Annotated in this window: 21 protein-coding genes; 8 read left to right on the top strand and 13 right to left on the bottom strand. The window is 67.7% G+C overall.

What is annotated here, in order from left to right; translation table 11 throughout:
- The 3 genes from D5301_RS13250 (at position 1) to D5301_RS13240 (ending at position 3,828) form a co-directional block, all read left to right on the top strand.
- Positions 1–1,347, top strand: a complete 1,347-nt coding sequence (locus tag D5301_RS13250; RefSeq protein WP_110712924.1) for a dihydroorotase — start codon at positions 1–3, stop codon at positions 1,345–1,347.
- Positions 1,347–2,195, top strand: coding sequence for a M23 family metallopeptidase (locus D5301_RS13245; RefSeq protein WP_049401255.1), 849 nt, complete (start codon positions 1,347–1,349; stop codon positions 2,193–2,195). The genes D5301_RS13250 and D5301_RS13245 overlap by 1 nt, the downstream gene beginning before the upstream one ends.
- 112 nt (positions 2,196–2,307) lie before the next feature.
- Positions 2,308–3,828: a gliding motility protein gene (locus tag D5301_RS13240; RefSeq protein ID WP_153855928.1), complete on the top strand. Its 1,521-nt coding sequence runs from the start codon at positions 2,308–2,310 to the stop codon at positions 3,826–3,828.
- A gap of 99 nt (positions 3,829–3,927) precedes the next feature.
- On the opposite strand, the gene D5301_RS13235 is transcribed toward D5301_RS13240, so the two are convergent.
- The 5 genes from D5301_RS13235 to efp form a co-directional block, all read right to left on the bottom strand.
- Positions 3,928–4,632 carry a squalene/phytoene synthase family protein gene (locus D5301_RS13235; protein WP_049423927.1) on the bottom strand — a complete coding sequence of 235 codons (705 nt, stop codon included), beginning with the start codon at positions 4,630–4,632 and terminating at the stop codon, positions 3,928–3,930.
- 11 nt (positions 4,633–4,643) lie between these two features.
- On the bottom strand, positions 4,644–5,339 hold the full coding sequence (locus D5301_RS13230; RefSeq protein WP_110712927.1) for a phosphoglycolate phosphatase: 696 nt from the start codon (positions 5,337–5,339) through the stop codon (positions 4,644–4,646).
- Positions 5,336–6,052 (bottom strand): bifunctional 2-polyprenyl-6-hydroxyphenol methylase/3-demethylubiquinol 3-O-methyltransferase UbiG, encoded by a 717-nt coding sequence (gene ubiG / locus D5301_RS13225; RefSeq protein ID WP_014037872.1) that lies wholly within the window; start codon positions 6,050–6,052, stop codon positions 5,336–5,338. The genes D5301_RS13230 and ubiG overlap by 4 nt, the downstream gene beginning before the upstream one ends.
- A gap of 25 nt (positions 6,053–6,077) precedes the next feature.
- A complete protein-coding gene (locus tag D5301_RS13220; protein WP_014037873.1) occupies positions 6,078–7,421 on the bottom strand; it encodes a TRZ/ATZ family hydrolase in 1,344 nt (447 codons plus the stop codon).
- A gap of 205 nt (positions 7,422–7,626) precedes the next feature.
- Positions 7,627–8,193, bottom strand: coding sequence for an elongation factor P (efp, locus tag D5301_RS13215; RefSeq protein WP_005410381.1), 567 nt, complete (start codon positions 8,191–8,193; stop codon positions 7,627–7,629).
- 96 nt (positions 8,194–8,289) lie between these two features.
- Here efp and epmB point away from each other — a divergent pair, with 96 nt between their 5' ends.
- Positions 8,290–9,330: an EF-P beta-lysylation protein EpmB gene (epmB, locus tag D5301_RS13210; protein WP_153855927.1), complete on the top strand. Its 1,041-nt coding sequence runs from the start codon at positions 8,290–8,292 to the stop codon at positions 9,328–9,330.
- A gap of 75 nt (positions 9,331–9,405) precedes the next feature.
- Here epmB and D5301_RS13205 read toward each other — a convergent pair whose 3' ends face one another.
- Genes D5301_RS13205 through D5301_RS13195 form a run of 3 tightly spaced genes read right to left on the bottom strand, consistent with a single transcriptional unit; the run spans position 9,406 to position 13,278 of the window.
- Positions 9,406–11,532, bottom strand: coding sequence for an EAL domain-containing protein (locus D5301_RS13205; RefSeq protein WP_110712930.1), 2,127 nt, complete (start codon positions 11,530–11,532; stop codon positions 9,406–9,408).
- Complete coding sequence (locus D5301_RS13200) at positions 11,529–12,461, bottom strand: phosphate/phosphite/phosphonate ABC transporter substrate-binding protein (protein WP_110712931.1); 933 nt, start codon at positions 12,459–12,461, stop codon at positions 11,529–11,531. The genes D5301_RS13205 and D5301_RS13200 overlap by 4 nt, the downstream gene beginning before the upstream one ends.
- A gap of 46 nt (positions 12,462–12,507) precedes the next feature.
- Positions 12,508–13,278: an RNA methyltransferase gene (locus tag D5301_RS13195; protein ID WP_010486603.1), complete on the bottom strand. Its 771-nt coding sequence runs from the start codon at positions 13,276–13,278 to the stop codon at positions 12,508–12,510.
- 120 nt (positions 13,279–13,398) lie between these two features.
- Here D5301_RS13195 and D5301_RS13190 point away from each other — a divergent pair, with 120 nt between their 5' ends.
- On the top strand, positions 13,399–14,226 hold the full coding sequence (locus D5301_RS13190; RefSeq protein ID WP_005410386.1) for an inositol monophosphatase family protein: 828 nt from the start codon (positions 13,399–13,401) through the stop codon (positions 14,224–14,226).
- Between the two features lie 671 nt (positions 14,227–14,897).
- On the opposite strand, the gene htpX is transcribed toward D5301_RS13190, so the two are convergent.
- Entirely contained in the window at positions 14,898–15,764 is an 867-nt protein-coding gene (gene htpX / locus D5301_RS13185) for a protease HtpX (protein WP_121505056.1), read from the bottom strand.
- A 93-nt stretch (positions 15,765–15,857) separates the two neighbouring features.
- Between htpX and gluQRS the strand changes: the two genes are divergently transcribed.
- The 3 genes from gluQRS (at position 15,858) to phaR (ending at position 18,259) form a co-directional block, all read left to right on the top strand.
- Positions 15,858–16,778 carry a tRNA glutamyl-Q(34) synthetase GluQRS gene (gene gluQRS, locus D5301_RS13180; RefSeq protein ID WP_153855926.1) on the top strand — a complete coding sequence of 307 codons (921 nt, stop codon included), beginning with the start codon at positions 15,858–15,860 and terminating at the stop codon, positions 16,776–16,778.
- 17 nt (positions 16,779–16,795) lie between these two features.
- Positions 16,796–17,536, top strand: a complete 741-nt coding sequence (phbB, locus tag D5301_RS13175) for an acetoacetyl-CoA reductase (RefSeq protein ID WP_049423910.1) — start codon at positions 16,796–16,798, stop codon at positions 17,534–17,536.
- Positions 17,537–17,719: 183 nt separating this feature from the next.
- Positions 17,720–18,259 carry a polyhydroxyalkanoate synthesis repressor PhaR gene (gene phaR, locus D5301_RS13170; RefSeq protein ID WP_032130258.1) on the top strand — a complete coding sequence of 180 codons (540 nt, stop codon included), beginning with the start codon at positions 17,720–17,722 and terminating at the stop codon, positions 18,257–18,259.
- A 74-nt stretch (positions 18,260–18,333) separates the two neighbouring features.
- On the opposite strand, the gene D5301_RS13165 is transcribed toward phaR, so the two are convergent.
- The 4 genes from D5301_RS13165 to D5301_RS13150 all read right to left on the bottom strand — a co-directional run bounded on the left by D5301_RS13165 (position 18,334) and on the right by D5301_RS13150 (position 23,818).
- On the bottom strand, positions 18,334–19,287 hold the full coding sequence (locus D5301_RS13165; protein WP_153855925.1) for a TraB/GumN family protein: 954 nt from the start codon (positions 19,285–19,287) through the stop codon (positions 18,334–18,336).
- 1 nt (position 19,288) lies between these two features.
- The gene (locus D5301_RS13160) at positions 19,289–20,218 is read right to left on the bottom strand and encodes a DUF1684 domain-containing protein (RefSeq protein WP_153855924.1); all 930 of its coding nucleotides are present in this window, start codon (positions 20,216–20,218) and stop codon (positions 19,289–19,291) included.
- Positions 20,219–20,229: 11 nt separating this feature from the next.
- Positions 20,230–22,134 carry a DNA mismatch repair endonuclease MutL gene (gene mutL / locus D5301_RS13155; protein ID WP_153855923.1) on the bottom strand — a complete coding sequence of 635 codons (1,905 nt, stop codon included), beginning with the start codon at positions 22,132–22,134 and terminating at the stop codon, positions 20,230–20,232.
- Positions 22,135–22,255: 121 nt separating this feature from the next.
- Positions 22,256–23,818: an N-acetylmuramoyl-L-alanine amidase gene (locus D5301_RS13150; RefSeq protein ID WP_153855922.1), complete on the bottom strand. Its 1,563-nt coding sequence runs from the start codon at positions 23,816–23,818 to the stop codon at positions 22,256–22,258.
- Between the last annotated feature and the right edge of the window lie 33 nt (positions 23,819–23,851).

Below are 23,851 nucleotides of genomic sequence, written 5' to 3'. Positions count from 1 at the left end.
ATGTCCTCCACCCTCATCACCAACGCCCGCATGGTCAACGAAGGCCGCACCTTCGACGGCGACCTGCGCATCGAGAACGGCCGTATCGCGCAGATCGGCAGCGGGCTGGCGCCGCGCGACGGCGAACAGGTGGTGGACGCGGCCGGGCGCTGGCTGCTTCCCGGCATGATCGACGACCAGGTGCACTTCCGCGAGCCGGGCCTGACCCACAAGGGCGACATCGCCAGCGAATCGGCAGCGGCCGTGGCCGGTGGCCTGACCAGCTTCATGGACATGCCCAACACCAACCCGCCGACGCTGGATTCGACCATCCTGGAAGCCAAGTACGAGCTCGCGCGCGGCCGCGCCTGGGCCAACTACGGCTTCTACCACGGCGCCAGCAATGACAACCTGGAAGCGATCCGTGCGCTGGACCCGAAGAAGGCGCCCGGCGTGAAGGTGTTCATGGGTGCTTCGACCGGCAACATGCTGGTCGACAACCCGGAAACGCTGGACGCGATCTTCCGCGAATGCCCGACCCCGATCATCACGCACTGCGAAGACACGCCGATGATCGATGCCAACCTCAAGGCCTTCCAGGAGAAGTACGGCGACGCGCTGACCCCGGACATGCACCCGGACATCCGCTCGCGCGAGGCCTGCATCAAGTCGACCCGCCTGGCGATGTCGCTGGCGCGCAAGCACGGCACCCGCCTGCACGTGCTGCACATCTCCACCGCCGACGAACTGGCGCTGTTCGAGAAGGGTCCGCTGATCCGCGCCGACGGCAGCCGCAAGCAGATCACCGCCGAAACCTGCGTGCACTTCCTGCATTTCGCGCGCCCGGACTATGCGACCAAGGGCAACCTGATCAAGTGCAACCCGGCGATCAAGGAAGTGTCCGACCGCGAAGCGATCACCGCTGCGCTGGCCGACGACGTGCTGGACGTACTGGCCACCGACCACGCGCCGCACACCTGGGAAGAGAAGCAGAAGCCGTACGCGCAGGCACCGTCGGGCCTGCCGCTGGTGCAGTACGCGCTGGTGGCCGCGCTGGAACGCGTGCACGAAGGCAAGCTGACCCGCGAGCAGGTGGTGCAGAAGTTCGCGCATGCGCCGGCACAGCTGTTCGACGTCGAGGAGCGCGGCTTCCTGCGCGAGGGTTACTTCGCCGATCTGGTCCTGGTCGAGGACGTGCCGTTCACGGTCAAGCGCGAAGACGTGCTGTCCAAGTGCGGCTGGTCGCCGTTCGAAGGCACGACCTTCCGTTCGCGCGTGGCCTCCACCTGGGTCAACGGCCAGCGGGTGTGGGACGGCAGCAAGCTCGTTGGCGAGCCGGCCGGCCAGCGCATGACCTACGACCGCTGATGCGCTCCGCACTTCTGATCGGGGCGCTGCTGCTGGCCGCGCCCCTGTTCACCGCACCGTCGGCGCAGGCACAGGACGGCATCGGCAGCCTGATCGACAGCCGCGTGGTGTTCCCGGCCAGCGCGTCGCAGGGCGCGCTGGTGATCGGCAAGGTGCCCGCCGGCAGCCGCGTGCAGTACGCCGGCCGCCAACTGCGGGTGAGCGGCTATGGCAGCGTGGTGTTCGGCATCGGCCGCGACGAGAAGGGTCCGCTGCGCGTGCAGGTGCAACGCCCTGATGGTGGCAGCGAGACCGCGACCATTGCGGTGACCCCGCGCGACTGGCCCACCGAGCGGGTCAACGGCGTGCCGCCGAAGACGGTCAACCCGCCGCCGGCGATTGCCGAGCGGATCAAGCGCGAACAAGCACAGGTGACCGCCGCGCGTGCCCGCGATGACGACCGTACCGACTTCACCCAGACCTTCATCTGGCCGGTGCAGGGCCGCATCAGCGGCCGCTTCGGCAACGCACGCGTGTACAACGGACAGCCCGGTGCCGGTCATTCCGGCATGGACATCGCGGTACCGACCGGCACGCCAGTGAAGGCGCCGGCCGCCGGCATCGTCACCTTCGCCGGCCCCGACCTGTACCTGACCGGCGGCACCCTGCTGCTCGACCACGGTTTCGGGGTCAGCTCCAACTTCCTGCACCTGTCGCGCATCGACGTGAAGGTCGGCGACCGTGTGGAACAGGGCCAGGTGATCGCTGCGGTCGGCGCCACCGGCCGTGCCACCGGCCCGCACCTGCACTGGGGCATGAACTGGTTCGATACCCGAATCGATCCGCTGCTGGTGCTGGAACGCAAATAACGGTCGTGCCGGCCGCTGGCCGGCAACCCCATGATCTTCGCGGCGAATCTGGATGCCGGCCAGCGGCCGGCGCTACCGTGATGTTTCGACGCATGGAAACAAGGAACGTTGCATGCCCGCTACGGGAGATATCCACGTCGTCCACAACGCACGCCTGGGCGCCCACGTGGCCTACCAGCTCACCCACCAGAGTACGGAGGACGGCAGCTTCGCCATCCTGGCACTGGACTGGGTGGGCAGTGCCCTGCCGGATGCCGCCGCCGTTGCAGCCATGCAACCTGCCCGCTTCAGCCCGTTCCGTGCGGCGCCCGCGATCCTGCACCGCTGGGTAGGCAAGCGCGTCCCGCGCGATTTCCGGCAGGTGGGCTGGCGCGAGCCGCTGATCGCCGATCGTCCGAGGACTTATGGCAGCTGGCCCGATGGCGCCGAATGGGTCGGGCAACGCAAGTGGGATGCACTGGATACCGATGCCGTGCGCGAATTCCACGCCGCGATGTCCGCGCCGCAAGACCAGAGCGTGGTACTGGAAAGCGATGCCTTTCCGGTGCGTCGCTGTACCCGCCAACTGGACAGCGCGACCCTGAACCGTGCGCCGTCACTGTCTGTATTCGATGCCCTGCCGCTGCTCACCCAGCTGGAGATCAGCACACCGGTGCCGGGCCTGCTGCCGTGGCTGCGTACACGGCCGTTGATCCATACCTTGCAGATCAGTGGCCAGCAGGAGACTGAGGTCGATGTGCGAGGAACCAGGCTCCTGCAGATGACGATCGATGTCACCGGCCTGCGCTCGCTCCACCTCAACCCGCAGCTGGATCGCCTGACGCTGATCGGCAGCATCGATCCCGCGCTGATCATCCACGCCGAGGACGAGGGCCGCTGGCTGACCCTCATCAGCACCGATCCGCTGCTGCCAGACCTGGGCCTGGCGCAGCTCGGTGAGCTGCAGCTGCGGGAGGTACGCGAACTCGACGCCGCACGCATCGCCCAGCAGTTCCCGCAACTGCAATCGCTCGCGATCAACGGCGCCCCCTGCCTGCTGCATCAGCTGCAGTGCCTCGGCGATCTGCAGCAGCTGCATACCCTCAGCGGCAGCGATCTCTTTCCGCCTGCTGGTTCGGTGTTTCCGGCACCGGAATGCTGGCCGCGCTTGTGCCGGCTGTGGCTGCACAGCCTACCGGCCGACCTTGGCACCGCCATCAGGAAGGCCTACAAGGGCGAGGCAGCAAGAGGCCTGGATCTGGACGTGGGACAACTGCGCAAGGCCGAATGGCTGGCCGCCAACCTGGACAACCCGTTCCGCGACTGGGACGGCAGCGCGCACATCAGCGCCGCGCAGGCAGGCAAGGCGGCGGCGCTCTATCGCAAGGCGTACACCGAGGCGCTGAAGGTGACGACGGCTGACGCCGGCACAACCGAATTGACCACGGCGCTGGCACAGATCGGCCGCCAGTACACCGAAGGCTTCAACGCACTGGATCGCCGCAGCGGCTTCATCGAAACCGAGGAACGCGAGCAGATCTACATGGCGTGGATGGGCATCATCGATGCCGTGGAAGCGAAGCGCACACTGGGCACGATGCCGCTGCAGCGCGACGTACTGCGCGAAGCAATGAACGAGGCCAGGACATTCTGAGACGCCAGGGGGCGGTCGTGCCGGCCGCTGGCCGGCAACCCCATGAATCCTGCATCGCCCTGGCTGTCGGCCAGCGGCCGGCACTACCACGGCAATCGATCAGCCGCGCGCAGCCCACCACACACGCAGCAGGGTGCGTACCGGCGTGGCTTCGATCGGCTTGCCTGCCGCCTGCGCGGCAAGGCGTGCACGCGCCAGGCTGGACCACACGCGGCGCGGGCGCGGGCCGGGCACGCGGCTGCCCCAGCCCTTCAACAGATGCTGCGCCCAGCGCTGTGCGGCCGTGCTGGCATCACCGTCCAGCAGGCTGCGCGGCACACCGGCTACGCCGGCATCCTGCAGGCGCTGGGCCAGGGTCTGCAGCTGCACCGCACGGCCGGCGCCGGTGCGCGGCTTGTCAGCGAACAGGGCGGCCTCCACCGCAGCCACGGCTTCAGCGTAATGGGCCAGCGCGCGCTCGGCGCCGGCCGCATCCAGCGCGACCGTGCGCGCTTCAACCAGATCCGGCAGCGCTTCGGCCAGCTGCGCCCACGGCGCACGCACCGGCTCCAGCAGGCGGCCCAGCGGATGGCGCGAACGATGCGCGGCCCAGCTGCGCAGCTCCTCGCCCCACCATGCCAGCTTGGCGTCGGCCGGCAACGGGTCGCCGCTTGTGTTGAGCATGTCGTCGAATTCCTGCAGCAGCGCGAACCACGCCACCGCAAGCTCGCGTTGCGATTCGGCCACGAACGGGGCGGCCACCGACCATTCCGGCCAACGGCTGCGCCACTTGTCGAGGAAACTGTCCAGCGCGGTACTGCTCACTACGTGATTCCTTACGGCTGGGCCGGGGCTGCCGGCCGGGTCGGCCAGAGACTGGCCAGTTGCAGAAGTTCGGCGTTCTCGACCAGCACGTCGGCCTGCCAGGCCAGCGGATCGTCGCTGTGCAGGCGGTAGCCCCACAGCGCCGCCACCGACGGCATGGCGGCGGCACGTGCCGCGATGATGTCGCGCTCGTCGTCGCCCACGTACACGCAGTCTTCGGCGGCGATGCCGATCGCCTGTGCGGCGTGCAGCAGCGGCAGCGGATGCGGCTTGCGTTCGGCCAGGCTGTCACCACCGACCAGCACCGCACAGCGCTGCTGCCAGCCGTGCTGCGGCAGGATCAAGCGCGCCAGGTATTCAGGCTTGTTGGTGACAATGCCCCACACTGTACCGGCGTCGTCCAACGCGGCGAGCATGCCGGCCACGCCATCGAACAGCACCGCGTGCTGGCCGATCAATGCTTCGTAGCGCTGCAGGAATTCCGGGATCAGCGCGTCACGTGCGGCTACGTCCAGTTCCGGGAACGCAGCCGAGACCATCGCCCGCGAGCCCTTCGACACCACCGGGCGCAGCGCGGCCGGATCGATGGGTGCGCGGCCGCGCTCGGCCAGCATCGCGTCGCAGGTGGCGACGAAGTCCGGTGCACTGTCCAGCAGCGTGCCATCCAGATCGAACAGCACCGCACGCGGGAAGCGGGCCGCGGTCATGCCGGCTTGACCGCGTAGGCCAGGTAGTTGATGTCGGTACGGCTGCTCAGGCGCGCATGGTTGCGCCACGGCTCGTAGGCCATGCCACTGACATCCACCAGTTGCATGTCGGCCTCGCGCAGCCAGCGCGCCAGCTCGGCCGGCTTGATGAATTCCTGGTAGTGGTGCGTGCCCTTGGGCAGCAGCCGCGCCACGTACTCGGCGCCGACGATCGCCACCGCGAAGGCGGCGGCGGTGCGGTTGATGGTCGACAGGAACAGGTGACCGCCCGGCTTCAGCAGGCGCTTGCAGGCCTCGATGATCGCGCCCGGATCGGGCACGTGTTCGAGCATTTCCATGCAGGTGACCACATCGAAGCTGCCCGGCTGCTCGGCGGCCAGATCTTCGGCAGCCTGCACCCGGTAATCGACCTTGGCGCCGCTTTCCAGCGCATGCAGGCGCGCGACCTTGACCAGTTCCGGGGCCAGGTCGATGGCGGTGACGTCAGCCCCGGCCTGCGCCAGTGCTTCACTCAACAGGCCACCACCACAACCGATGTCGAGCACGCGCGCACCGCGCAGCGGCACGCGATCGGCCACGTACTGCAGGCGCACCGGGTTCAGCGCATGCAGCGGCTTCTGCGGGCCGTCAGCGTCCCACCAGCGGTTGGCCAGTGCGGCGAACTTGTCCAGCTCGGCCTGATCGAAATTGGAGGAAGCGTGGGGGGCAGTCATGAGGGAGTCCTTGCGGCGCCGGGGTTCAGGCGCGGATATGACGGATGCGCTCGCGCCACTGGCGCGCGTTGGCGATGATGCCCGGCAGGTCCATGCCGACCAACTCGCGCTGCACCAGCTTCGGCTTGCCGGCAATCCAGACGTCGCTGACCTGCTGGCGGCCGGTGGCATACACCAGCTGCGACAGCACGTTGTGCAGCGGCTGGGTTTCCAGCGCGGACAGGTCGACGCAGACCAGGTCGGCCTGCTTGCCGACTTCGATGGAACCGATGCGGTCGCCGAAGCCCAGTGCGCGGGCGCCACCCAGGGTGGAGGCGCGCAGCGTGGTCGCCGCGTCGAGCGCGGTGGCATCGTCGGCCACGGCCTTGGCCAGGATCGCCGCGGTGCGGTTCTCGCTGAACATGTCCAGGTCGTTGTTGCTGGCGCAGCCATCGGTGCCGATCGCCAGGTTCACGCCGGCGCGCTGCAGGGCGCAGGCCGGGCAGAAACCGGAGGCCAGCTTCAGGTTCGATTCCGGGCAGTGCACCACGCTGACGCCGCGCTCGGCGCACAGGTGGATTTCCGCATCGGTCAGCTGGGTCATGTGCACCGCGATCAGGCGGTCGTTGACCAGGCCGAGCCGATCCAGCCGCGCCAGCGGGCGCTGGCCGTGCAGCTTGATCGAATCGTTGATCTCCTGCGCGGTCTCGTGGGTGTGCAGGTGCACCTGCATGTCGAGCTGGTCGGACAGCATCCGCACCCGCTCGAAGTTGGCATCGTTGACCGTGTACGGCGCATGCGGTGCGAACGCGGTGCCGATCAGCGGATCGGTGCGCCACTGGTCGTGCAGTTCACCGGCCTTGGCGAAGTATTCGTCGTCGGTCTTGGCCCAGGCGGTGGGGAAATCGATGATGACCGCGCCCACCAGTGCGCGGAAACCGTGCTTCTTGTAGACCGCGGCCTGCACGTCGCCGAAGAAGTAGTTCTCGTTGGCACAGGTGGTACCGCCGCGCAGCATCTCGGCGATGGCCAGGGTGGTGCCGTCGGCAACGAATTCGGGGCCGATCACCGCCGCTTCCACCGGCCAGATGTGCTGCTGCAGCCAGGTCATCAGCGGCAGGTCGTCGGCGACGCCACGCAGCAGCGTCATCGGGTTGTGCGTGTGCGCGTTGACCAGGCCCGGCATCAGCGCAGCCTCGGGGCGACTGACCACCTGGGTGGCGCGGAACCGCGCGCGCGCCTCGGCACGCGGCAGGATGGCCACGATTTCACTGCCACGCACGGCAACGGCATGGTCTTCCAGCACCACCGCATGCGGCTCGATCGGAACGACATAACCGGCTTCGATGAGCAGGTCGCAGGCTTCGGGGAGGTGCGGGCTATCGCTCATGCGGGCTCACTGGCTGGGGGTGGCGAGATACTTCTGGGGGACACGCCCCTGAGTCAGGGGCTGCCGCGAAGCGGCGGGGTCTGGAGACTCGTGAAGCGGGGCCCATGATCTGCCGAAGCAGATCATGGGAGCGCCAGCGCGAATGCGATGGCGCGTACCCGGCCAGCGGCCGGCACTACAGTAAGGTTGGCCTACGGCCTGAACCTTATTTGACGCGTGCGGAATATTCGCCCGAACGGGTGTCGACGCGGATCACTTCGTCCTGGTTCACGAACAGCGGCACGCGGACCACGGCGCCGGTTTCCAGGGTGGCCGGCTTGCCGCCGCCGCCCGAGGTGTCGCCACGGACGCCCGGATCGGTTTCGGTGATCTTCAGTTCAACGAAGTTCGGCGGCTGCACGAAGATCGGCTCACCGTTCCACAGGGTGACCACGCAGGACTCTTCGCCCTTCAGCCACTTCTCGGCGCCGCCCATGCCGGCCTTGGTGGCCTGGACCTGCTCGAAGGATTCCGGGTCCATGAAGTGCCAGTACTCGCCGTCGCTGTACATGAAGTTCATGTCGGTATCGACGACGTCGGCTGCATCCAGCGAGTCGGTCGACTTCATGGTGACTTCCTGGGTACGGCCGTCCTTGATCAGGCGGTACTTCACGCGGGTGAAGGCCTGGCCCTTGCCCGGCTTGACGTATTCGGTGTCGATGATGACGGCCGGTTGGTTGTTGACCAGGATCTTCATCCCGTTCTTGACGTCGTTCATGCCGTAGCTGGCCATGCGTAAACTCCTGAGTGGCAAAAACGCCGCGGGTGCGGCGAGCCGTTAGAATGGAAAGCCCACCGGATGCCGGTGGGCGACTGTTTTTCTGCCCCCATGATAACCGCAGGCCCCCTCTCCATGCAGCTTTCCGCCTTCCCACGGCCCCAGTCGCCAGGTACGCCCGCGCGCTGGCAGCAGCTCTGGCGCCAGGCGCTGCGTGACCCGCACGCCCTGCTGGCCCGGCTGCAGCTGGACCCGGCCGCGCTGGGCGTCTCGGAGGCGGCCATGGCACAGTTCGCGCTGCGCGTACCGGAGGGCTTCGTGGCCCGCATGCGCCCCGGCGATGCGGCCGACCCGCTGCTGCGCCAAGTGCTGCCGATCGACGAGGAAATGCGCCCGGCACCCGGGTTCAGCTTCGATGCGGTGGGTGATGGTGCCGCCAAGAAGGCCACCGGCGTCATCCAGAAGTACCGTGGCCGCGCCCTGCTGGTCGCCACCGGCAGCTGCGCGATCAACTGCCGCTACTGCTTCCGCCGCCACTTCGACTATGGCGCGGAAAACGCCGCCAAGGGCGGCTGGCAGGAGGCCGTAGCCGCCATCGCCGCTGACCCGGACATTGACGAAGTGATCCTGTCCGGCGGTGACCCGCTGTCACTGGCCACGCACAAGCTGGTGGAGCTGACCGACGCCCTGCGCGCGATTCCGCATCTCCGCCGCCTGCGCATCCATACCCGGCTGCCGATCGTGCTGCCGGAGCGCGTGGACGAGGAGCTGCTGGCCTGGCTGGGCAGCCTGCCGTGGCCGCTGGCGATCGTGGTCCATGCCAACCATGCCAACGAATTTGACGCCAGCGTGGACGCGGCAATGGGCCGCCTGCGCGGCGTCGGCGCCCAGCTGCTGAATCAGGCCGTCCTGCTGCGCGGGGTCAACGACAGCGTGCAGGCCCTGCAGGACCTGAGCGAGCGCAGCTTCGCCGCCGGCGTGCTGCCCTACTACCTGCACCAGCTGGACCGGGTCGAGGGCGTGGCCCACTTCGAAGTGGACGACAGCCAGGCCAAGGCGCTGATTGCCGGCCTGACCGCGCGCCTGTCCGGCTATCTGATCCCGAAGCTGGTGCGCGAACTGCCCGGCGACCCGAGCAAGCGCCCGGTGTAACAAAAAAGGGGACGGAGGGAATTAAGTCGCAAATGCACAAGCGACTTAATTCCCTCCGTCCCCTTTTTTTGCCGGCTACAGACCCGACTCGATCATCCGTACCACTTCAGTGGCGGTCACCGGATGGCTCAGCCAATAACCCTGGCCCAGATCGCAACCGCGCTGCGCCAACAGCTCGAACTGCGCCTGCTGTTCGATGCCTTCGGCCACCACCGTGATGCCCAGCGCGTGGGCCATTGCGATGATCGCCGTGGTCAGGGCCAGGTCGTCGGGATCACGCTGCATGTCCGCAACAAAGCTCTTGTCGATCTTCACGCCGTCCACGGGCACCTGGCGCAGATGACTGAGCCCGGAGAAGCCGGTACCGAAATCGTCCAGCCAGACCTTCACGCCGGTGCGGTGCAGCTTGTCCAGCAGCTGCGCGGCAACCATCTCGTCGCCGATCACGGCGGTTTCGGTCAGCTCCAGGTGCAGGCGCGACGCCGGCAGCCCGGACTCATGCAGGCATTGTGCGACCAGTGCCGGCAGTTCGCCGCCACGCAGCTGCCGCGGTGACACGTTGACCGACACGAACAGATCATCGCCGGCCGCCCCACGTGGCCACTGCGCGGCCTCCATGCAGGCCGCACGCAGCACCTTCGGGCCGATGATCTCGATCAGCCCGCTCTGCTCGGCCACTTCGATGAACACCGACGGCGGAATCGTGCCCAGGGTGGGGTGCTGCCAGCGCAACAGCACTTCGACGCCGATCATGCGGCGGTCACGCATGCGGAAGATCGGTTGGTAGGCAAGACGCAGCTCGCCACGCTCCCAGGCCCCGCGCAGCTCCTGTTCCATGTGCACGCGGCGCTCGACCGCATGGTCCATCGCCCGGCTGTAGTAGCGGTAGCAGTTCTTGCCGGCCATCTTCGCCTGGTACATGGCGATGTCGCCGTTCTTCAGCAGCGTGGTCGCATCGGCAGCATCGTCCGGGAACAGGGTCACGCCGATCGAGGTGCCAAGGAACAGTTCCCGGCCCTGCACCACCAGCGGCTTGCCCAGCTCGCGTACCAGCACCTCGGCCAGCAGCCGTGCGTTGGCCGCCACGTCGCCATCTCCGACCAGGATCACGAACTCGTCGCCGCCGAAACGCGCCAGCAGGGCCTCGTCGCCCCCGGCCTCGGTGACCGCGCGCCCGATACGCTGGGCGAACTGCAGCAACGCCTCATCGCCGGCTTCATGGCCGAGGGTATCGTTGACCCGCTTGAAGTCGTCGATGTCGGCAAACAGCAGGCCCAACCGATGATTGGACGCGCGTGCGGCCATCAACCGGTGGTCAAGGGCCTCGCGGAACGCCAGTCGATTGGTCAACCCAGTCAATGCATCGGTATAGGCCATGCGCCGGACCTCGCGGTCGTGGCGGGCGATCGCATCGCGCATGCGGGCGAAGCCGCGCACCAGTTCGCCCACCTCGTCATCGCGCGTGTTCTCGGCCAGCGGCGCCTGGTAGTCACCGGCTTCGATGCGCCGTGCGGCCGCGGCCAGGTCACGGATCGGTGCGACCAGGGTGCGCTGCACATACAGGATCACGGCCACACCGATCACCACCAGCAGACCCAGCATCAGCAGCAGCCAGCCCAGGTGGCGGCTGCCCGCCTGCTGCAGGCGTTCGCCCAGGGTCGCGTTGGCTGCCTGCTCGCGCTGCTGGACCTCATCCAGCGCCATGCCGACGCGGACGCCGCCAATGCGCTGGTTGCCGATCATGATCGGCATCGCGTTGTCGAGCACCTTCGGTGATTCCTGCACCACCAGCGCCTGTGCAGCGGCGGCCCTGGGGGCCAGCGGATCGGCCATGGGCTGGCCGAAACCGGATACTTCGATCGAACCGTCATGCACCAGCCGGCCACGTTCGTCGAACACCAGCACATAGCGCACCACCGGCTGTCGCGCGGTGCCGCGTACCAGCGCACCGACCTGGTCCAGATCGCGGTAGTACAGGGGATTGGCCAGCGAATCGGACAACTCGCGCGCCATCGCTTCGCCACGGCTGCGCACGCTGCGGTCGAACAGTTCATGGATGACACCACCACTGAGGCTGCGCACCTCACCCTGCATGGCCGTCTGGCGCCCCAGCAGCACCGCCAGGATCGCCACCACCACCACCATTGCTCCGCCCATCGCCAGCAGGAACCGGGCCTGCATCCCCGAGCCGAGCCACTTCATTCCACTTCCATCCGCACGCGCGTCAATCCTTGTTTCAATTCATCCAACCGCTGCTGCGCATGCGCATCGACGCGGTGGAAACCGGAAGTGCCAAAAAAACGATGCAACGCTCCCTGCGCCTGTGGATCACTGGCCGCCTGCAGCAGCACTTCCTGCAGGCGATCACGCACCCGCGGCTCGAGGTCGGCGCGGACCATCTCCACCGCACGCGGATAGGGTTCGGTGCGCAGCAGCTCACGGAAGTCGCGGCGGAACGCAGCCGGCACCCGGCGCTCGTCATTCCAGTCCACGCTGCTCACCGCCCCCACATCGACCACGCCCTTGTGCACGAAGGTCGCGATGTTCAGCTCGCTGCGCGCAAACACATAGCCCACGCTGTCCCGCCCTGGCATGTCCCACGTACCCGCCAGGATCTGCGGCGACAACCCTTGCTGCAGCAGGGTCATCACCGGCACCAGGTAGGCACTGGTGGACGCCGTGTTCTGCAGCGCCAGGCGGTGCCCGCGCAGATCCTGCACGCGCTGGATCGGGCTGTCGCTGCGCACGAAGAACACCGTCTGGTACTCGCGCACGCCATTGCGCTCGGTCAGCAGCAGGGGCCGTGCGCCACTGCGCTGGCCCAGCGCCACCGCCGTGCCCGACGTTTCCGTGACCCAGTCGACCCGCCCCCGCCGCAGATAGCTGGCCATCTGCTGTGGATCACGTGCCATCAGGATCCTCCCCTCCTTGATGCCAACGTCATGCATGCGCGCCACCACGTAGTCCAGCAATGGCTGCAGCTGCTCGTAGTGCGCCTTGGGATCATCGCTGATCCGGCCCAGCACCAGCACCGGGTCCGGTGCCGCACGCACCGTCCCGGCCAGCAGGACCATGGCCAGGCTCAGCAGTCCCCCCTGCATTGCCTTTCGCAGACCCGACACAGGCATCATCCCCCCTGGGTATCCGGACAGACTACCCGAAAAAATGAGAACGTCGTCAGCTGTCCTTGTTGCCCGCCTGGGCCAGCCGCGCCATGCGCTGGGTGTCGGCAAGGATGCCGCGCAGCAGGCGCACTTCCTGCTCGCTGGGCTCGCTGCGCAGGAACAGGCGGCGCAGCTTGCGCATCGCCGACTCCGGGGCGCGGCCCTTGTGGAAATCAATCTCGTCCAGCGTGTCGCCAAGCTGGGCGAAGAAGCTCTCCATCTGCTCGTGGCTGGCCGCCTGCTCGCGGAAGCCCGGCTCGGCGTCGGCCGCCGGCTGCGCACCCAGCAGCTGCATGCGCGTTTCATAGGCCAGCACCTGCACCGCGGCAGCCAGGTTGAGCGAGCTGAACTCCGGGTCGGACGGGATGTGCACCGCTGCATGGCAGAGCTGCAGTTCCTCGTTGGTCAGGCCGGTGCGCTCACGGCCGAACACCAGCGCCACCTCGGCGCCCTCGCCGGCCTTGGCCACCGCACGGGCAGCGGCATCGGCCGGCAGGTACTCCTCCAGCTGGACGCGGCGGGCACGGGCGGTGCAGCCCAGCACCAGACGGCAGTCAGCCACGGCCTCGGCCAGGGTGGCCACCACCGGGGCGTCCCCCAGCACGTCTTCGGCACCGGCCGAGCGGCGGAAGGCCTCCTCATCCAGCGGCTTTTCGGGGGCAACCAGCACCAGGCGGGCCAGGCCCATGGTCTTCAGGGCGCGGGCGGCAGCGCCCATGTTGCCGGGGTGCTGGGTACCGACCAGGACGAATCGGAGGCGGGTGGCGGCAGGAAACTGGGACATGAACAGGGAAAAGGTCGAGCTGGACGATGACCAATGGTAAACTGTGCGGCCGGCCACTGCGCCGGACCCGCTCTTTTCCCCCGCCAGTCCATCTCTTCTGCCTTTCCGGGAGCCCACGCCATGCAGAAACCCGCCGTAACCGTCATGGTCAAGGCCGCCCGCCTCGCCGGCAACGTCCTGTTGCGCAACATCAACAAGCTCGAGGCACTGAACGTGGTGCAGAAGGGCCGGATGGACTACGCCAGCGAAGTGGATGCGGACGCGGAAAAGGTCATCGTCAAGGAACTCAAGCGCGCTTACCCGGACTACGGCATCTTCGGCGAAGAAGGTGGCGTGCAGGGCGAACGCCGCCAGATGTGGGTCATCGACCCGCTGGACGGCACCAGCAACTACCTGCGCGGCGTGCCGCATTACTGCGTGTCGATCGCCCTGGTCGAGAATGGCGAGCCGACCGATGCGGTCATCTTCGACCCGCTGCGCAATGAACTGTTCACTGCCAGCCGTGGCGCCGGCGCCGTGCTGAACGACCGCCGCATCCGCGTGGCCGACCGCAAGGATCTGGAAGGCACGATGATCCACACCGGCTTCGCCCCGCGCGAACGCAGCCGCGCCAGCGCTCAGCTGAAGTCGGTCGACACCCTGCTGGTCCAGGCCGAGGACATCCGCCGCACCGGTTCGGCCGCGCTGGACCTGGCCTACGTGGCCTGTGGCCGCGCTGATGCCTACTTCGAAGCCGGCGTGAAGGCATGGGACATCGCTGCCGGCCTGCTGCTGGTCCGCGAGGCGGGCGGCAAGGTCTGCGACTTCAAGGGCGCGACCCTGGGCCGGATGGACAACCGTGGCCCGGAGACCCACCAGATCGTGGCCGGCAACCTGAAGGTGGCCGAATCGCTGCAGAAGGTGCTGGTCAACACTGGCTACGCGGCGGAGTTCGACGCGAAGTTCTGAGGTTCCGTGTAAAGCGGTTCATGGAGACGGCACCTGCGAAGGTGCCGTTTTCGTTTGCGCGCACGGCGATTTGTTTCCGCGACAGCGGAGGGGTGTCACTTTCTTTGCGCGCAAAGAAAGTAACCAAAGAAACGCTCCGCCGGGGCGCGAGCCGATGCTGTGCATCGGTACCCTGCGCTCCTCGGTCCGTCGAGGGACGGTGCGGGAACTCGCTGCGCTCAGACACCCGCACCTCTTCGCCCTCGCCGGACCTGCGGTGCTCGGCTCGCTCAAGGCGGACCCAAGGTCAAATGCCACAGCTGCACCCAGTAGATCCACGCCATGCGTGGATGCTGTTGCCGTTGATCTTGACCTTCCAGTCCGCCTGGAGCGAGCCGAGCATCGCAGGGGAATCAGGGGCGAAGAGGCGCCGGTGTTTGAGCGCAGCGAGTTCGGCGCCGTCCCCTGATTCGCCGAGAAGCGCAGGGAACCGTCGCGTAGCGACGGCTCGCGCCCTGGCGGCGTGTTTCTTTGGTTACTTTCTTTGCACGAGCAAAGAAAGTGACACCCCTTCGCGGGCGCGGAAATGACTCTCGCCGCGTCCTACCCGGCGCCACCAATGCGTGCGCGCGCAAACAAAAACGCCCGGCGCGAGGCCAGGCGTTCCTGCACTACCGTGGAAGTACGGAGGCTTACGCCGCCGTCGACGCCCGCAGCGCGGCGATGCGCTCTTCCAGCGGCGGGTGGCTCATGAACAGCTTCTTCGCCGTCGAACCGGCAATACCGAACGCCGCGATCTGGGTCGGCAGCGTGCTCTGGCCGTGGTTGAGCTGCAGGCGCTCCAGCGCGGCGATCATCTTCTGGCGGCCGGCCAGCGAGGCACCGCCGGCGTCGGCGCGGAACTCGCGGTGGCGCGAGAACCACATCGAGATCATCGTCGCGAACAGGCCGAACACCATCTCCAGCACGAACACGATGATGTAGTAGGCGAAGCCGCGGCCGCCGCCTTCGCGGTTGCCCGACAGCGCGCTGTCGATGATGCCGCCGACCACGCGGGCCAGCACGATGACGAAGGTGTTCAGCACACCCTGCAGCAGGGCCATGGTGATCATGTCACCGTTGGCGACGTGGGCGATCTCGTGGCCCAGCACCGCTTCGGCCTCGTCTTCGCTCATGTTGTGCAGCAGGCCGGTGGACACCGCGACCAGCGCATTGTTGCGGTTGGCACCGGTGGCGAAGGCATTGATCTCCGGGCCTTCATACACGGCCACTTCGGGCATGCCGATGCCGGCCGCCTTGGCCTGGCGCTCGACGGTGGCCAGCAGCCAGCGCTCGGTCTGGTTGCGCGGCTCGGTGATCACCACCGCGCCGGTGGAGCGCTTGGCCATCCACTTGGACAGCAGCAGCGAGATGAAGGAACCACCGAAGCCGAAGATGCCGGCCATGACCAGCAGGCCGCTCATCGAGCGCGAGTCCACGCCCAGGAGGGACATCACGATGCTGGCCAGGATCAGCACCGCAAGGTTGGTCGCTAGAAAGAGGGCAATACGGGTGAACATGGGAAATTCCGGCTCGGAAGGGGTCGATATCGATCAATTTGCGGTGCGGTCAGCTTGAATTCAAGCGCCAACCTGACCGACGATTCAGCCAGCATGACCTCCCCTATTCCCACCGGCCGTTTCGCACCCTCGCCGACCGGCCTGCTCCACCCCGGATCCCTGCTCGCCGCCTTCGGCAGCTGGTTGCTCGCCCGCCACCACGGCGGCCTGTGGCGGCTGCGCGTCGAAGACGTCGACCCGCCGCGCACCGTGCCCGGTGCAGCGGATGCGCAACTCCAGGCACTGTCGGCGTTCGGCCTGGCCCACGATGGCCCGGTGCTCTGGCAGAGCACGCGCGGCGAGGCCTACCAGGCCGCGCTGGAAGTACTGCTCGCCAGCGACCAGGCCTTTGTCTGCCACTGCAGCCGCAGCGACCTGGCCGCCAGTGGCGGCATCCATCATCGCTGCGTCGCCCGGCAACCACGACCGGACCCCGCCGTCCGCTTCCGCGTGCCGCCCGGCAGCCTCGTGCACTTCGACGATGGCCTGCGCGGCCCGCAGCAGCAGGACGTGCATGCCGAGGTCGGCGACTTCGTGCTGCGCCGTGCGGACGGCTGCTGGGCCTACCAGCTGGCGGTGGTGGTCGATGACGCCGCGCAGGGAGTGACCGAAGTGGTGCGCGGTGCCGACCTGCTCGACTCCACCGCGCGGCAGATCCTGCTGCAGCAGGCATTGGGCCTGGCGGTGCCGCGCCACTGGCACCTGCCGCTGCTGCTGGATGCGCCGGGCCACAAACTGTCCAAGTCACTGGCGGCGCTGCCGGTGGACAGCGCACGCCCGCTGCCGGTGCTTCGCCAGCTCTGGCAGCTGCTCGGTCAAGCCCCTGAGGCGCTGGCGCAGGCACGCGATCTGGACGCGCTGCTGGCCGCCGCTCGACAGGCCTTCGACCCGGCGCGGCTGCCGCGTGCCGACATCCTGTTGCCCGCCGGCGCACTTTCCGCGCCGATGTTGCAGAATCCCCCTTCCCCCACCTGATACCCGGACAGCATTCCATGACATCTCGCGTCGCACTGGTCACCGGCGGAACCGGCGGCATCGGTACCGCCATCTGCCAACGCCTGGCCGACCAGGGCCACCGGGTCGCCACCAACTACCGCGACGAGGCCAAGGCCCGCGCCTGGCAGCAGGCGATGACCGAACGCGGCTACAGCGTGTCGATCTTCCCGGGCGATGTCTCCGATCCGGACAGCGCCGAAGCGCTGGTGCGCGCGGTCGAGGCCGAACTGGGCCCGGTCGAGATCCTGGTCAACAACGCCGGCATCACCCGCGACACCACCTTCCACCGCATGCGCGCGGACCAGTGGCACGATGTGATCAACACCAACCTCAATTCGGTGTTCAACGTCACCCGTCCGGTCATCGAGGGCATGCGCCGCCGCGGCTGGGGCCGGGTCATCCAGATCAGCTCGATCAACGGCCTGAAGGGCCAGTACGGCCAGGCCAACTACGCGGCGGCCAAGGCCGGCATGCACGGCTTCACCATCTCGCTGGCCCGCGAGAACGCCGGCTTCGGCATCACCGTCAACACCATTTCGCCCGGCTACGTCGCTACCGACATGGTGATGGCGGTGCCGGAGGAGGTGCGTGCCAAGATCATCGCCGACATCCCCACCGGACGCCTCGGCAAGCCGGAGGAAATCGCGTACGGCGTCTCGTTCCTGGTCGCCGACGAAGCCTCGTGGATCACCGGTAGCAACCTGGACATCAACGGCGGCCACCATATGGGTTGGTAGGCCGCGCAGCGGGCCCTCGCGGCGAACGCCGCCGGCCCCTGCCGATGGTCATGCTGCGCAACACGCAAACCCTTGTTGCGCAACATGATCGCCGCCGAAAGCCAAGCCTGGCGGGGGCTGAGGCGGTTGCAACGGCTGCTGCACTGCGCCATGCTGCGCGTCTACTGTGACGAGTACCGCTTCATGGCTGCGACCCGCATCATCAAGAAGTATCCGAACCGCCGTCTCTACGACACCGAGATCTCCAGCTACATCACCATCGAGGACGTGCGGCAGCTGATCCTGGACGGTGAAGACTTCGAAGTCCGCGACGCCAAGAGCGGCGACGACCTCACGCGATCGGTCCTGCTGCAGATCATCGCCGACCAGGAACAGGACGGCGAACCGATGCTGTCCACCCAGCTGCTGAGCCAGCTGATCCGCTTCTACGGCGACTCCCTGCAGGGCTTCATGGGCAATTACCTGGAGCGCAGCATGCAGGTCTTCCTCGACCAGCAGCAGCAATTCCGCCAGCAGATGGGCAACCTGCTGGGCCAGACCCCGTGGGCGATGATGAACCAGCTGACCGAGCGCAACCTGGAGCTGTGGCAGGAATTCCAGCGCAACATGGGCACTGGCTTCGGTGGCCCGCGTCCGGGCGGCACCGGAACCGGAACCGGCGCAGGTACCGGCAACAAGCCGAACGAACCCGGCACCGGCACCGGCGGCAAGACCCGCCGCTGAGCTGCTGCAAGGGCTGATACGAAAACGGCGCGCCACTGGCGCGCCGTTTTGTTTGGCATCGCGCCAACCGTAAGTCAGCGTTTCGCCTTGCACCCCGTGCATACGCGCTCGACCTTGTAGCCCTTCGCCTTCAGCTTCTCGACCACGCCATCACTGCCCAGCAGGTGCAGCGTGCCGACCACCACCAGCGTACCGCCCTGCCCGGCCTGCAGGTACGGCAGCAGTTTCGGCACCCAGGCGTCATTGCGGCCGGTGTTGATGCGCTGATACAGCTGCGGATACTGCTGGCGCATTTCCGCCGCCATCCGGGTCCACAGCACGCGCTCGTCACCGCGGCGCCAGGCGTCGTGCAGCTGGCGTGCCTGCTCGTCGGCCTTGCCGGCCTGGTCCAGCGCTTCGGCCAGCATCTGCCGCTGTTCCTGCAGCGTCATTCCGTCAAGCATGCCGATCTGGGTGTCGATGTCTTCCAGTCCCGCGGTCTTGCGCCCGGTCTTCTGCGCACGCTCCATGAAGTGACGGTCCAGGCCCAGTGCCGGGTCCAGGCCCAGCTTCTGCATCTGCCCGACCGAAATGCTCAGGCCGACAAACCACGGCTTCATCCCCTGCATCTGCGCCAGCGGCAGCTTGTTTTCGGTGGCGAACACCTGCAGCTTCTGCCAGGTCGCAGCATCAAGATCGCGCTTGAGCTCGCTGCCATCGGTGCGGACCGCCGCCTGCACCATGCGGCTGGCCAACTGTGGTGACTGCATGTCTTCCGGCGACAGTTCGAACACGACCCGCTGCGAGGCCTCGAACGCCTGTTCGACATCGGGCGACAACGGGTAATCCTGCGGCTTCAGCAGGTGGAAGGAACCGAGCAGGTAGAGGCGCGAATCGCCCGGGCCGGTCACTTTCCACAGCAACGGCACCGGCGGCTTGGCCACCGCTGCGCCAGCGGTATCGGCTTGCACGGTACGCGCTGCAACCAGCGGTGCCAGCGCACAGGCCGCCAACAGAACGGTGGCACGCAACAGGGATCTGATCGGCATATCAGCCTTCTCCTTCAGGCAGGTGGTAGGCCTTCTCGCCCGCTTCCACGCGCAGGTCCAACCGGTTTTCCGGTGGCGCCAGCGGACAGGTCGCGTAGGCGGTGAATGCACACGGCGGGTTGTAGGCATGGTTGAAATCGATGCGCACGGTGCCATCGGCAGCGGGTGCATCGGTATCCAGATAGCGACCGGCCGGATAGCTGCCGCGGCCACTGGTGCGATCGGCAAAGATCAGGAACAGCGGCTGCCCCGGCGCACCGATCGCCTCCAGCCGCCAGCTGCGGCCATCACGCTGGAACTCGACCGCGCCGGCATTGGGCATTTCGGTGGTCAGGCCGGTGATGTCGACGATGGGCAGGGTCTTGCCCGGCGGGTGCGCGATGAAGCGCGCCTGCACCTGCCAGTCCGGACCACCCGGCCAGTACTCCAGGCCACCGAAATCGCGACGTGCCGGCGCATCGGCATGCTTGACCCGCAGCGCATCACGCGGACCACGGCGGATGATGCTCAGCTGGCCCTTGCCGCCATCGAAGGCGAGCAGCGTCGGCTGCGGATCCTTGTCGGTGTCGACACGGATGCGGCCGCGTACCGGTTGCCCGTCGTGGCTGACGTCAACGCCGGCCTCAGGTGTAAACCACCACTGCGTCCCTTCGCGGCGCAGCAGGCCCAGCTTGTCCGGCCCAACCGCGAGGCGGATGCCATTGGTCGCGCCGCTGCCGACGAAGTGCGATTTGTTCTGCAGCCAGTGCAGGCCGACCAGCGCCGTCCAGCCATCCGGCCGGGTCAGGTCCTGGTAGCGCGCTACACGCCATTGCTGCTGCCCGGCCGCGTAGGCAGGATCTTCAGCGGCCGTCGGCGCCGGCGGTGTTGCCGGGCTGCAGGCGGCCAACACCACGGCGGCCAGCAGGCCCGCCATTCCCCGATAACGCATCGATGCTCCCCTCAACGTCCGCGCAGGAACCAGCGGTCGATCTCCGCCAGCGAAAAACGGGCCCAGGTCGGCCGGCCGTGGTTGCACTGGCCGGACCGCTCGGTGATTTCCATGTCGCGCAGCAGCGCGTTCATTTCCGGCACGGTCAGCCGCCGGTTGGCGCGCACCGCGCCATGGCAGGCCATGGTCGACAGCAGCTCATCGCGAGCACTGGCCACGCGCCGGCTCTGGCCGTGTTCGCGCAGGTCGGTCAGCACGTCGCGCAGCAGCCCTTCCGGTTCGGCATGCGCCAGCAGCGCTGGAATGCTGCGCACATGCAGCGATCCCGGGCCGGCACGGGTCACCTCGAAGCCGAGTGCGGCCAGCGTTTCGGCTTCGCTTTCAGCGGTATCCGCTTCGCGCTCGCCGACCGCCAGCGTGATCGGCACCAGCAACGGCTGCGACTGCAGGCCGATGCCATCGTGTGCGTTCTTCAGGCGCTCGTAGCCGATGCGCTCGTGCGCCGCATGCATGTCGACCACGATCAGGCCTTCTGCATTCTCGGCCAGGATGTAGATGCCGTGCAGCTGCGCGATGGCGTAGCCCAGCGGCGGTACGCCTGCGTCGGCACTGGTGACCGGCAGCCCATTCTCGGTGGGCATCGGTGGCAGTGCCGCTGCACGCTCGGCACCGGCCGGCGTGGCATACAGCGCGGCATAGGCCGCCGGTGCATCGGCCACCTGCAGGCCCAGTGGCTGCTGCGGTCGCCACCCGGAGAATCCACCGCCCCCGCCCGAGCCGGCACCGGGTGCCGGACCGCGCACCAGCCCGAAACCAGAGGCGCCCGCGCTCGATGCCATCGGAGCCATGGCCGCATCGACCGGATGCGCGGGGCCGGCACCGATGTCCTGCGCCGACATGCCGGCACGGGTGTCGGCCAGCGCATCCTTCAGGGTGCGGTAGACGAAATCATGGACCAGTCGCGAGTCGCGGAAGCGCACCTCGTGCTTGGCCGGATGCACGTTGACGTCGACGCGGGTCGGGTCAAGTTCCAGGAACAGCACGTAGGCCGGTTGGCGGCCGTGATACAGCACATCGCCATAGGCCATCTTCACGGCGTGGGCGACGCTGCGGTCGCGCACCGAGCGACCGTTGACGTACAGGTACTGCTGGTCGGCACTGGCCCGCGAATAATGCGGCTGCGCGATCCAGCCGTGCAGCCGCAGGCCGGCACCGCTGTGATCCACACGCACGGCCTGGTTGGCGAAATCCTCGCCCAGTGTTTCGGCCAGGCGCGCATCGGAATACAGATCGCCCGGCTTGTAGCGGCGCGAGGCCTTGCCGTTGTGCGACACGCGCAGTTCGACATCCGGCCGCGCCAGCGCCAGTGAACGCAGCCATTCTTCGATATGGCCCAGTTCGGTGCGTTCTGCGCGCAGGAACTTGCGCCGCGCCGGCACGTTGTAGAACAGCTCGCGCACTTCCACCGTGGTGCCGGGCGCATGCGCGCGCGGGGTCACTTCGCCGATCTTGCCGCCTTCGATCTGCAGTGCCGAACCATGTTCGTCATGTGCGCGGCGCGAGGACAGGGTGAAGCGGCTGACCGATGCGATCGAGGGCAGCGCCTCACCACGGAAGCCGAGCGTGGCCACCGATTCAAGATCGTCCAGATCGGCGATCTTGCTGGTGGCGTGGCGTGAGACCGCCAGTGGCAACTGTTCCGGTGCGATGCCACTGCCGTTGTCACGGATGCGGATCAGGCGGACACCGCCCTCCTCAAGGTCGATATCGACGCGGCTGGCGCCGGCGTCGATCGCGTTCTCGACCAGTTCCTTGACCACCGACGCAGGACGTTCGACCACTTCGCCTGCAGCGATCTGGTTGATCAGGATCTCCGGCAACGGCCGGATCGGGCGCGGATGGGTAGCAGACGTCATGCGGGGATGATAACGGAGCGGCCGAGGGTAGAGTCGAGCCATGCTCGACTGACGGGCTACCGGGAAGGCCCAGTCGAGCGCCGCTCGGCTCTACAGAAAGCAATAACCCGCCTTCGGCGGGTTATTTGCTGCCGCCGGCCATGGTGCCGGCTGCGTCGATCTCGGCCTGGGCGCGGGCCGCGTACAGCGTGCCCGGGGGCGGCTGGCGGCTGAAGAAGGTGTGCACACCATCCAGCACGGCCCCGGCGATCTTGCGCTGGTAGGCCGGATCGATCAGGCGGCGCTCTTCATCCGGATTGGAGATGAACGCGGTCTCCACCAGCATCGCCGGCATGTCCGAAGTGCGCAGCACTGCGAAGTTGGCGCGCTCGATGTTCGGCTTGTGGTTGTTGCCGATCCGCTTCAGGCCGCCCAGCACATGACCGGCCGCGTCCTCGGATGCCTTCATGTAGCCGCTCTGGGCCAGGTCCAGCAGCACGTTGGCGAGCGTGCCTTCGGTCTGCTGCAGGCGCACGCCACCGACCAGGTCGGCCGCGTTTTCCTTGTCTGCCAGCCAACGGGCGCGCTGCGAAGAGGCGCCCTTGGTCGACAGCACGTACACCGACGAACCGGTGGCCGAACGGTTTTCCGCCGCGTCGGCATGGATCGAAATGAAGATGTCGGCCTTGTTCGCACGCGCCTTCTGCGCACGCATCGGCAGCGGGATGAACACATCGCTGTCGCGGGTCAGGTAAGCCTTCAGGCCCGGCGTCGCGTTGACCTGGCGGGCCAGCTCACGCGCCACGGCCAGGGTCACATCCTTCTCGCGCTTGCCGGTCGGGCCGATCGCACCAGGGTCCTGGCCGCCGTGGCCCGGATCGATGGCCACCACCAGGTGGCGCATGCCGGCCTGCATGCGGATGCGCGAGGCATCGCTGGGCATGGCCGGACGCGGTGGCACCACCGTCGCCGGAACCGGTGCAGGCGCTGTGGCCGGCGGCGTGGTTACCACGGCGGCGGTACGCTGGCCGGCAAGGATCGCAGCCGGCGATGCGGACGGCGTGCTGCTGGCAGCCGTACCCGCTGCCGCGACCTGGGCTGGAGCGGTGGACGGCGCCGGGGTCGGCGTGGCCGGTGTGGCAGCGGCGGCGCTGGCCTGCTGCTGTACCTGCGCGGTCAACAGTGCGGTGGCGCGCGCGGCGTCGTTGCGCGACTGCGCGCTCTCGGCCGGCGTCGGTGCGGGCGTGCTGGCAGGGACCTGCGGCTGTACCGCCGGCGTCGCCGCAGGACGACTGGCGGCCACGGCAGGACCATCGCCCGGCCATTCGATCACCAGCTTGGATTCATTGCCCTCGCGCTGCATCTGCGGGCGGAACGGCGCCACCGATTCAGCGAGGTCGAAAACGACACGGAAAGTGCCCGGCACCGGCTGTCCGGTACGCACCGCCGTAACCACGCCCTGCGCGGCCGGCATCTTCAGGTTGCGTATGGCGCTGGAATCCGGGAAATCGACCACCAGGCGGTTCGGACCGGCCAACGACAGGGTCTTGTAACCGCCACTGCCGACCAGCGAGATCTCGGCACGGGTGCCGGTAGCGCCGGTATTCAGCAGGACCTGGCGGACTTCGCCGGCCCACGCACTGACGCTCGCCAGACCCAGTCCGACGGCGGCACAGATGGTAATGAGACGGTTCCCCGGGCGCATGGCTCAGGATTCAATCACCGCGCTGAACGGAAT

Origin of the sequence: Stenotrophomonas sp. MH181796, from assembly GCF_009659995.1 — a bacterium.
Lineage (GTDB): Bacteria > Pseudomonadota > Gammaproteobacteria > Xanthomonadales > Xanthomonadaceae > Stenotrophomonas > Stenotrophomonas riyadhensis.
The sequence above is the reverse complement of the archived record's forward strand: the minus strand, read 5'-3'. Positions and strand labels throughout refer to the sequence as shown.

Bases quoted from the DNA above. Each gene is read 5' to 3' on its own strand.
- D5301_RS13200 (WP_110712931.1), bottom strand. From the start codon at position 12,461: ATGATGCCTGTGTCGGGTCTGCGAAAGGCAATGCAGGGGGGACTGCTG.
- phbB (WP_049423910.1), top strand. From the start codon at position 16,796: ATGACATCTCGCGTCGCACTGGTCACCGGCGGAACCGGCGGCATCGGT.
- D5301_RS13230 (WP_110712927.1), bottom strand. From the start codon at position 5,339: ATGACCGCGGCCCGCTTCCCGCGTGCGGTGCTGTTCGATCTGGATGGC.
- phaR (WP_032130258.1), top strand. From the start codon at position 17,720: ATGGCTGCGACCCGCATCATCAAGAAGTATCCGAACCGCCGTCTCTAC.
- D5301_RS13220 (WP_014037873.1), bottom strand. From the start codon at position 7,421: ATGAGCGATAGCCCGCACCTCCCCGAAGCCTGCGACCTGCTCATCGAA.
- D5301_RS13195 (WP_010486603.1), bottom strand. From the start codon at position 13,278: ATGTCCCAGTTTCCTGCCGCCACCCGCCTCCGATTCGTCCTGGTCGGT.
- gluQRS (WP_153855926.1), top strand. From the start codon at position 15,858: ATGACCTCCCCTATTCCCACCGGCCGTTTCGCACCCTCGCCGACCGGC.
- htpX (WP_121505056.1), bottom strand. From the start codon at position 15,764: ATGTTCACCCGTATTGCCCTCTTTCTAGCGACCAACCTTGCGGTGCTG.
- D5301_RS13245 (WP_049401255.1), top strand. From the start codon at position 1,347: ATGCGCTCCGCACTTCTGATCGGGGCGCTGCTGCTGGCCGCGCCCCTG.
- epmB (WP_153855927.1), top strand. From the start codon at position 8,290: ATGATAACCGCAGGCCCCCTCTCCATGCAGCTTTCCGCCTTCCCACGG.
- mutL (WP_153855923.1), bottom strand. From the start codon at position 22,134: ATGACGTCTGCTACCCATCCGCGCCCGATCCGGCCGTTGCCGGAGATC.
- D5301_RS13205 (WP_110712930.1), bottom strand. From the start codon at position 11,532: ATGAAGTGGCTCGGCTCGGGGATGCAGGCCCGGTTCCTGCTGGCGATG.
- efp (WP_005410381.1), bottom strand. From the start codon at position 8,193: ATGGCCAGCTACGGCATGAACGACGTCAAGAACGGGATGAAGATCCTG.
- D5301_RS13165 (WP_153855925.1), bottom strand. From the start codon at position 19,287: ATGCCGATCAGATCCCTGTTGCGTGCCACCGTTCTGTTGGCGGCCTGT.
- D5301_RS13150 (WP_153855922.1), bottom strand. From the start codon at position 23,818: ATGCGCCCGGGGAACCGTCTCATTACCATCTGTGCCGCCGTCGGACTG.
- D5301_RS13240 (WP_153855928.1), top strand. From the start codon at position 2,308: ATGCCCGCTACGGGAGATATCCACGTCGTCCACAACGCACGCCTGGGC.
- D5301_RS13190 (WP_005410386.1), top strand. From the start codon at position 13,399: ATGCAGAAACCCGCCGTAACCGTCATGGTCAAGGCCGCCCGCCTCGCC.
- D5301_RS13250 (WP_110712924.1), top strand. From the start codon at position 1: ATGTCCTCCACCCTCATCACCAACGCCCGCATGGTCAACGAAGGCCGC.
- ubiG (WP_014037872.1), bottom strand. From the start codon at position 6,052: ATGACTGCCCCCCACGCTTCCTCCAATTTCGATCAGGCCGAGCTGGAC.
- D5301_RS13160 (WP_153855924.1), bottom strand. From the start codon at position 20,218: ATGCGTTATCGGGGAATGGCGGGCCTGCTGGCCGCCGTGGTGTTGGCC.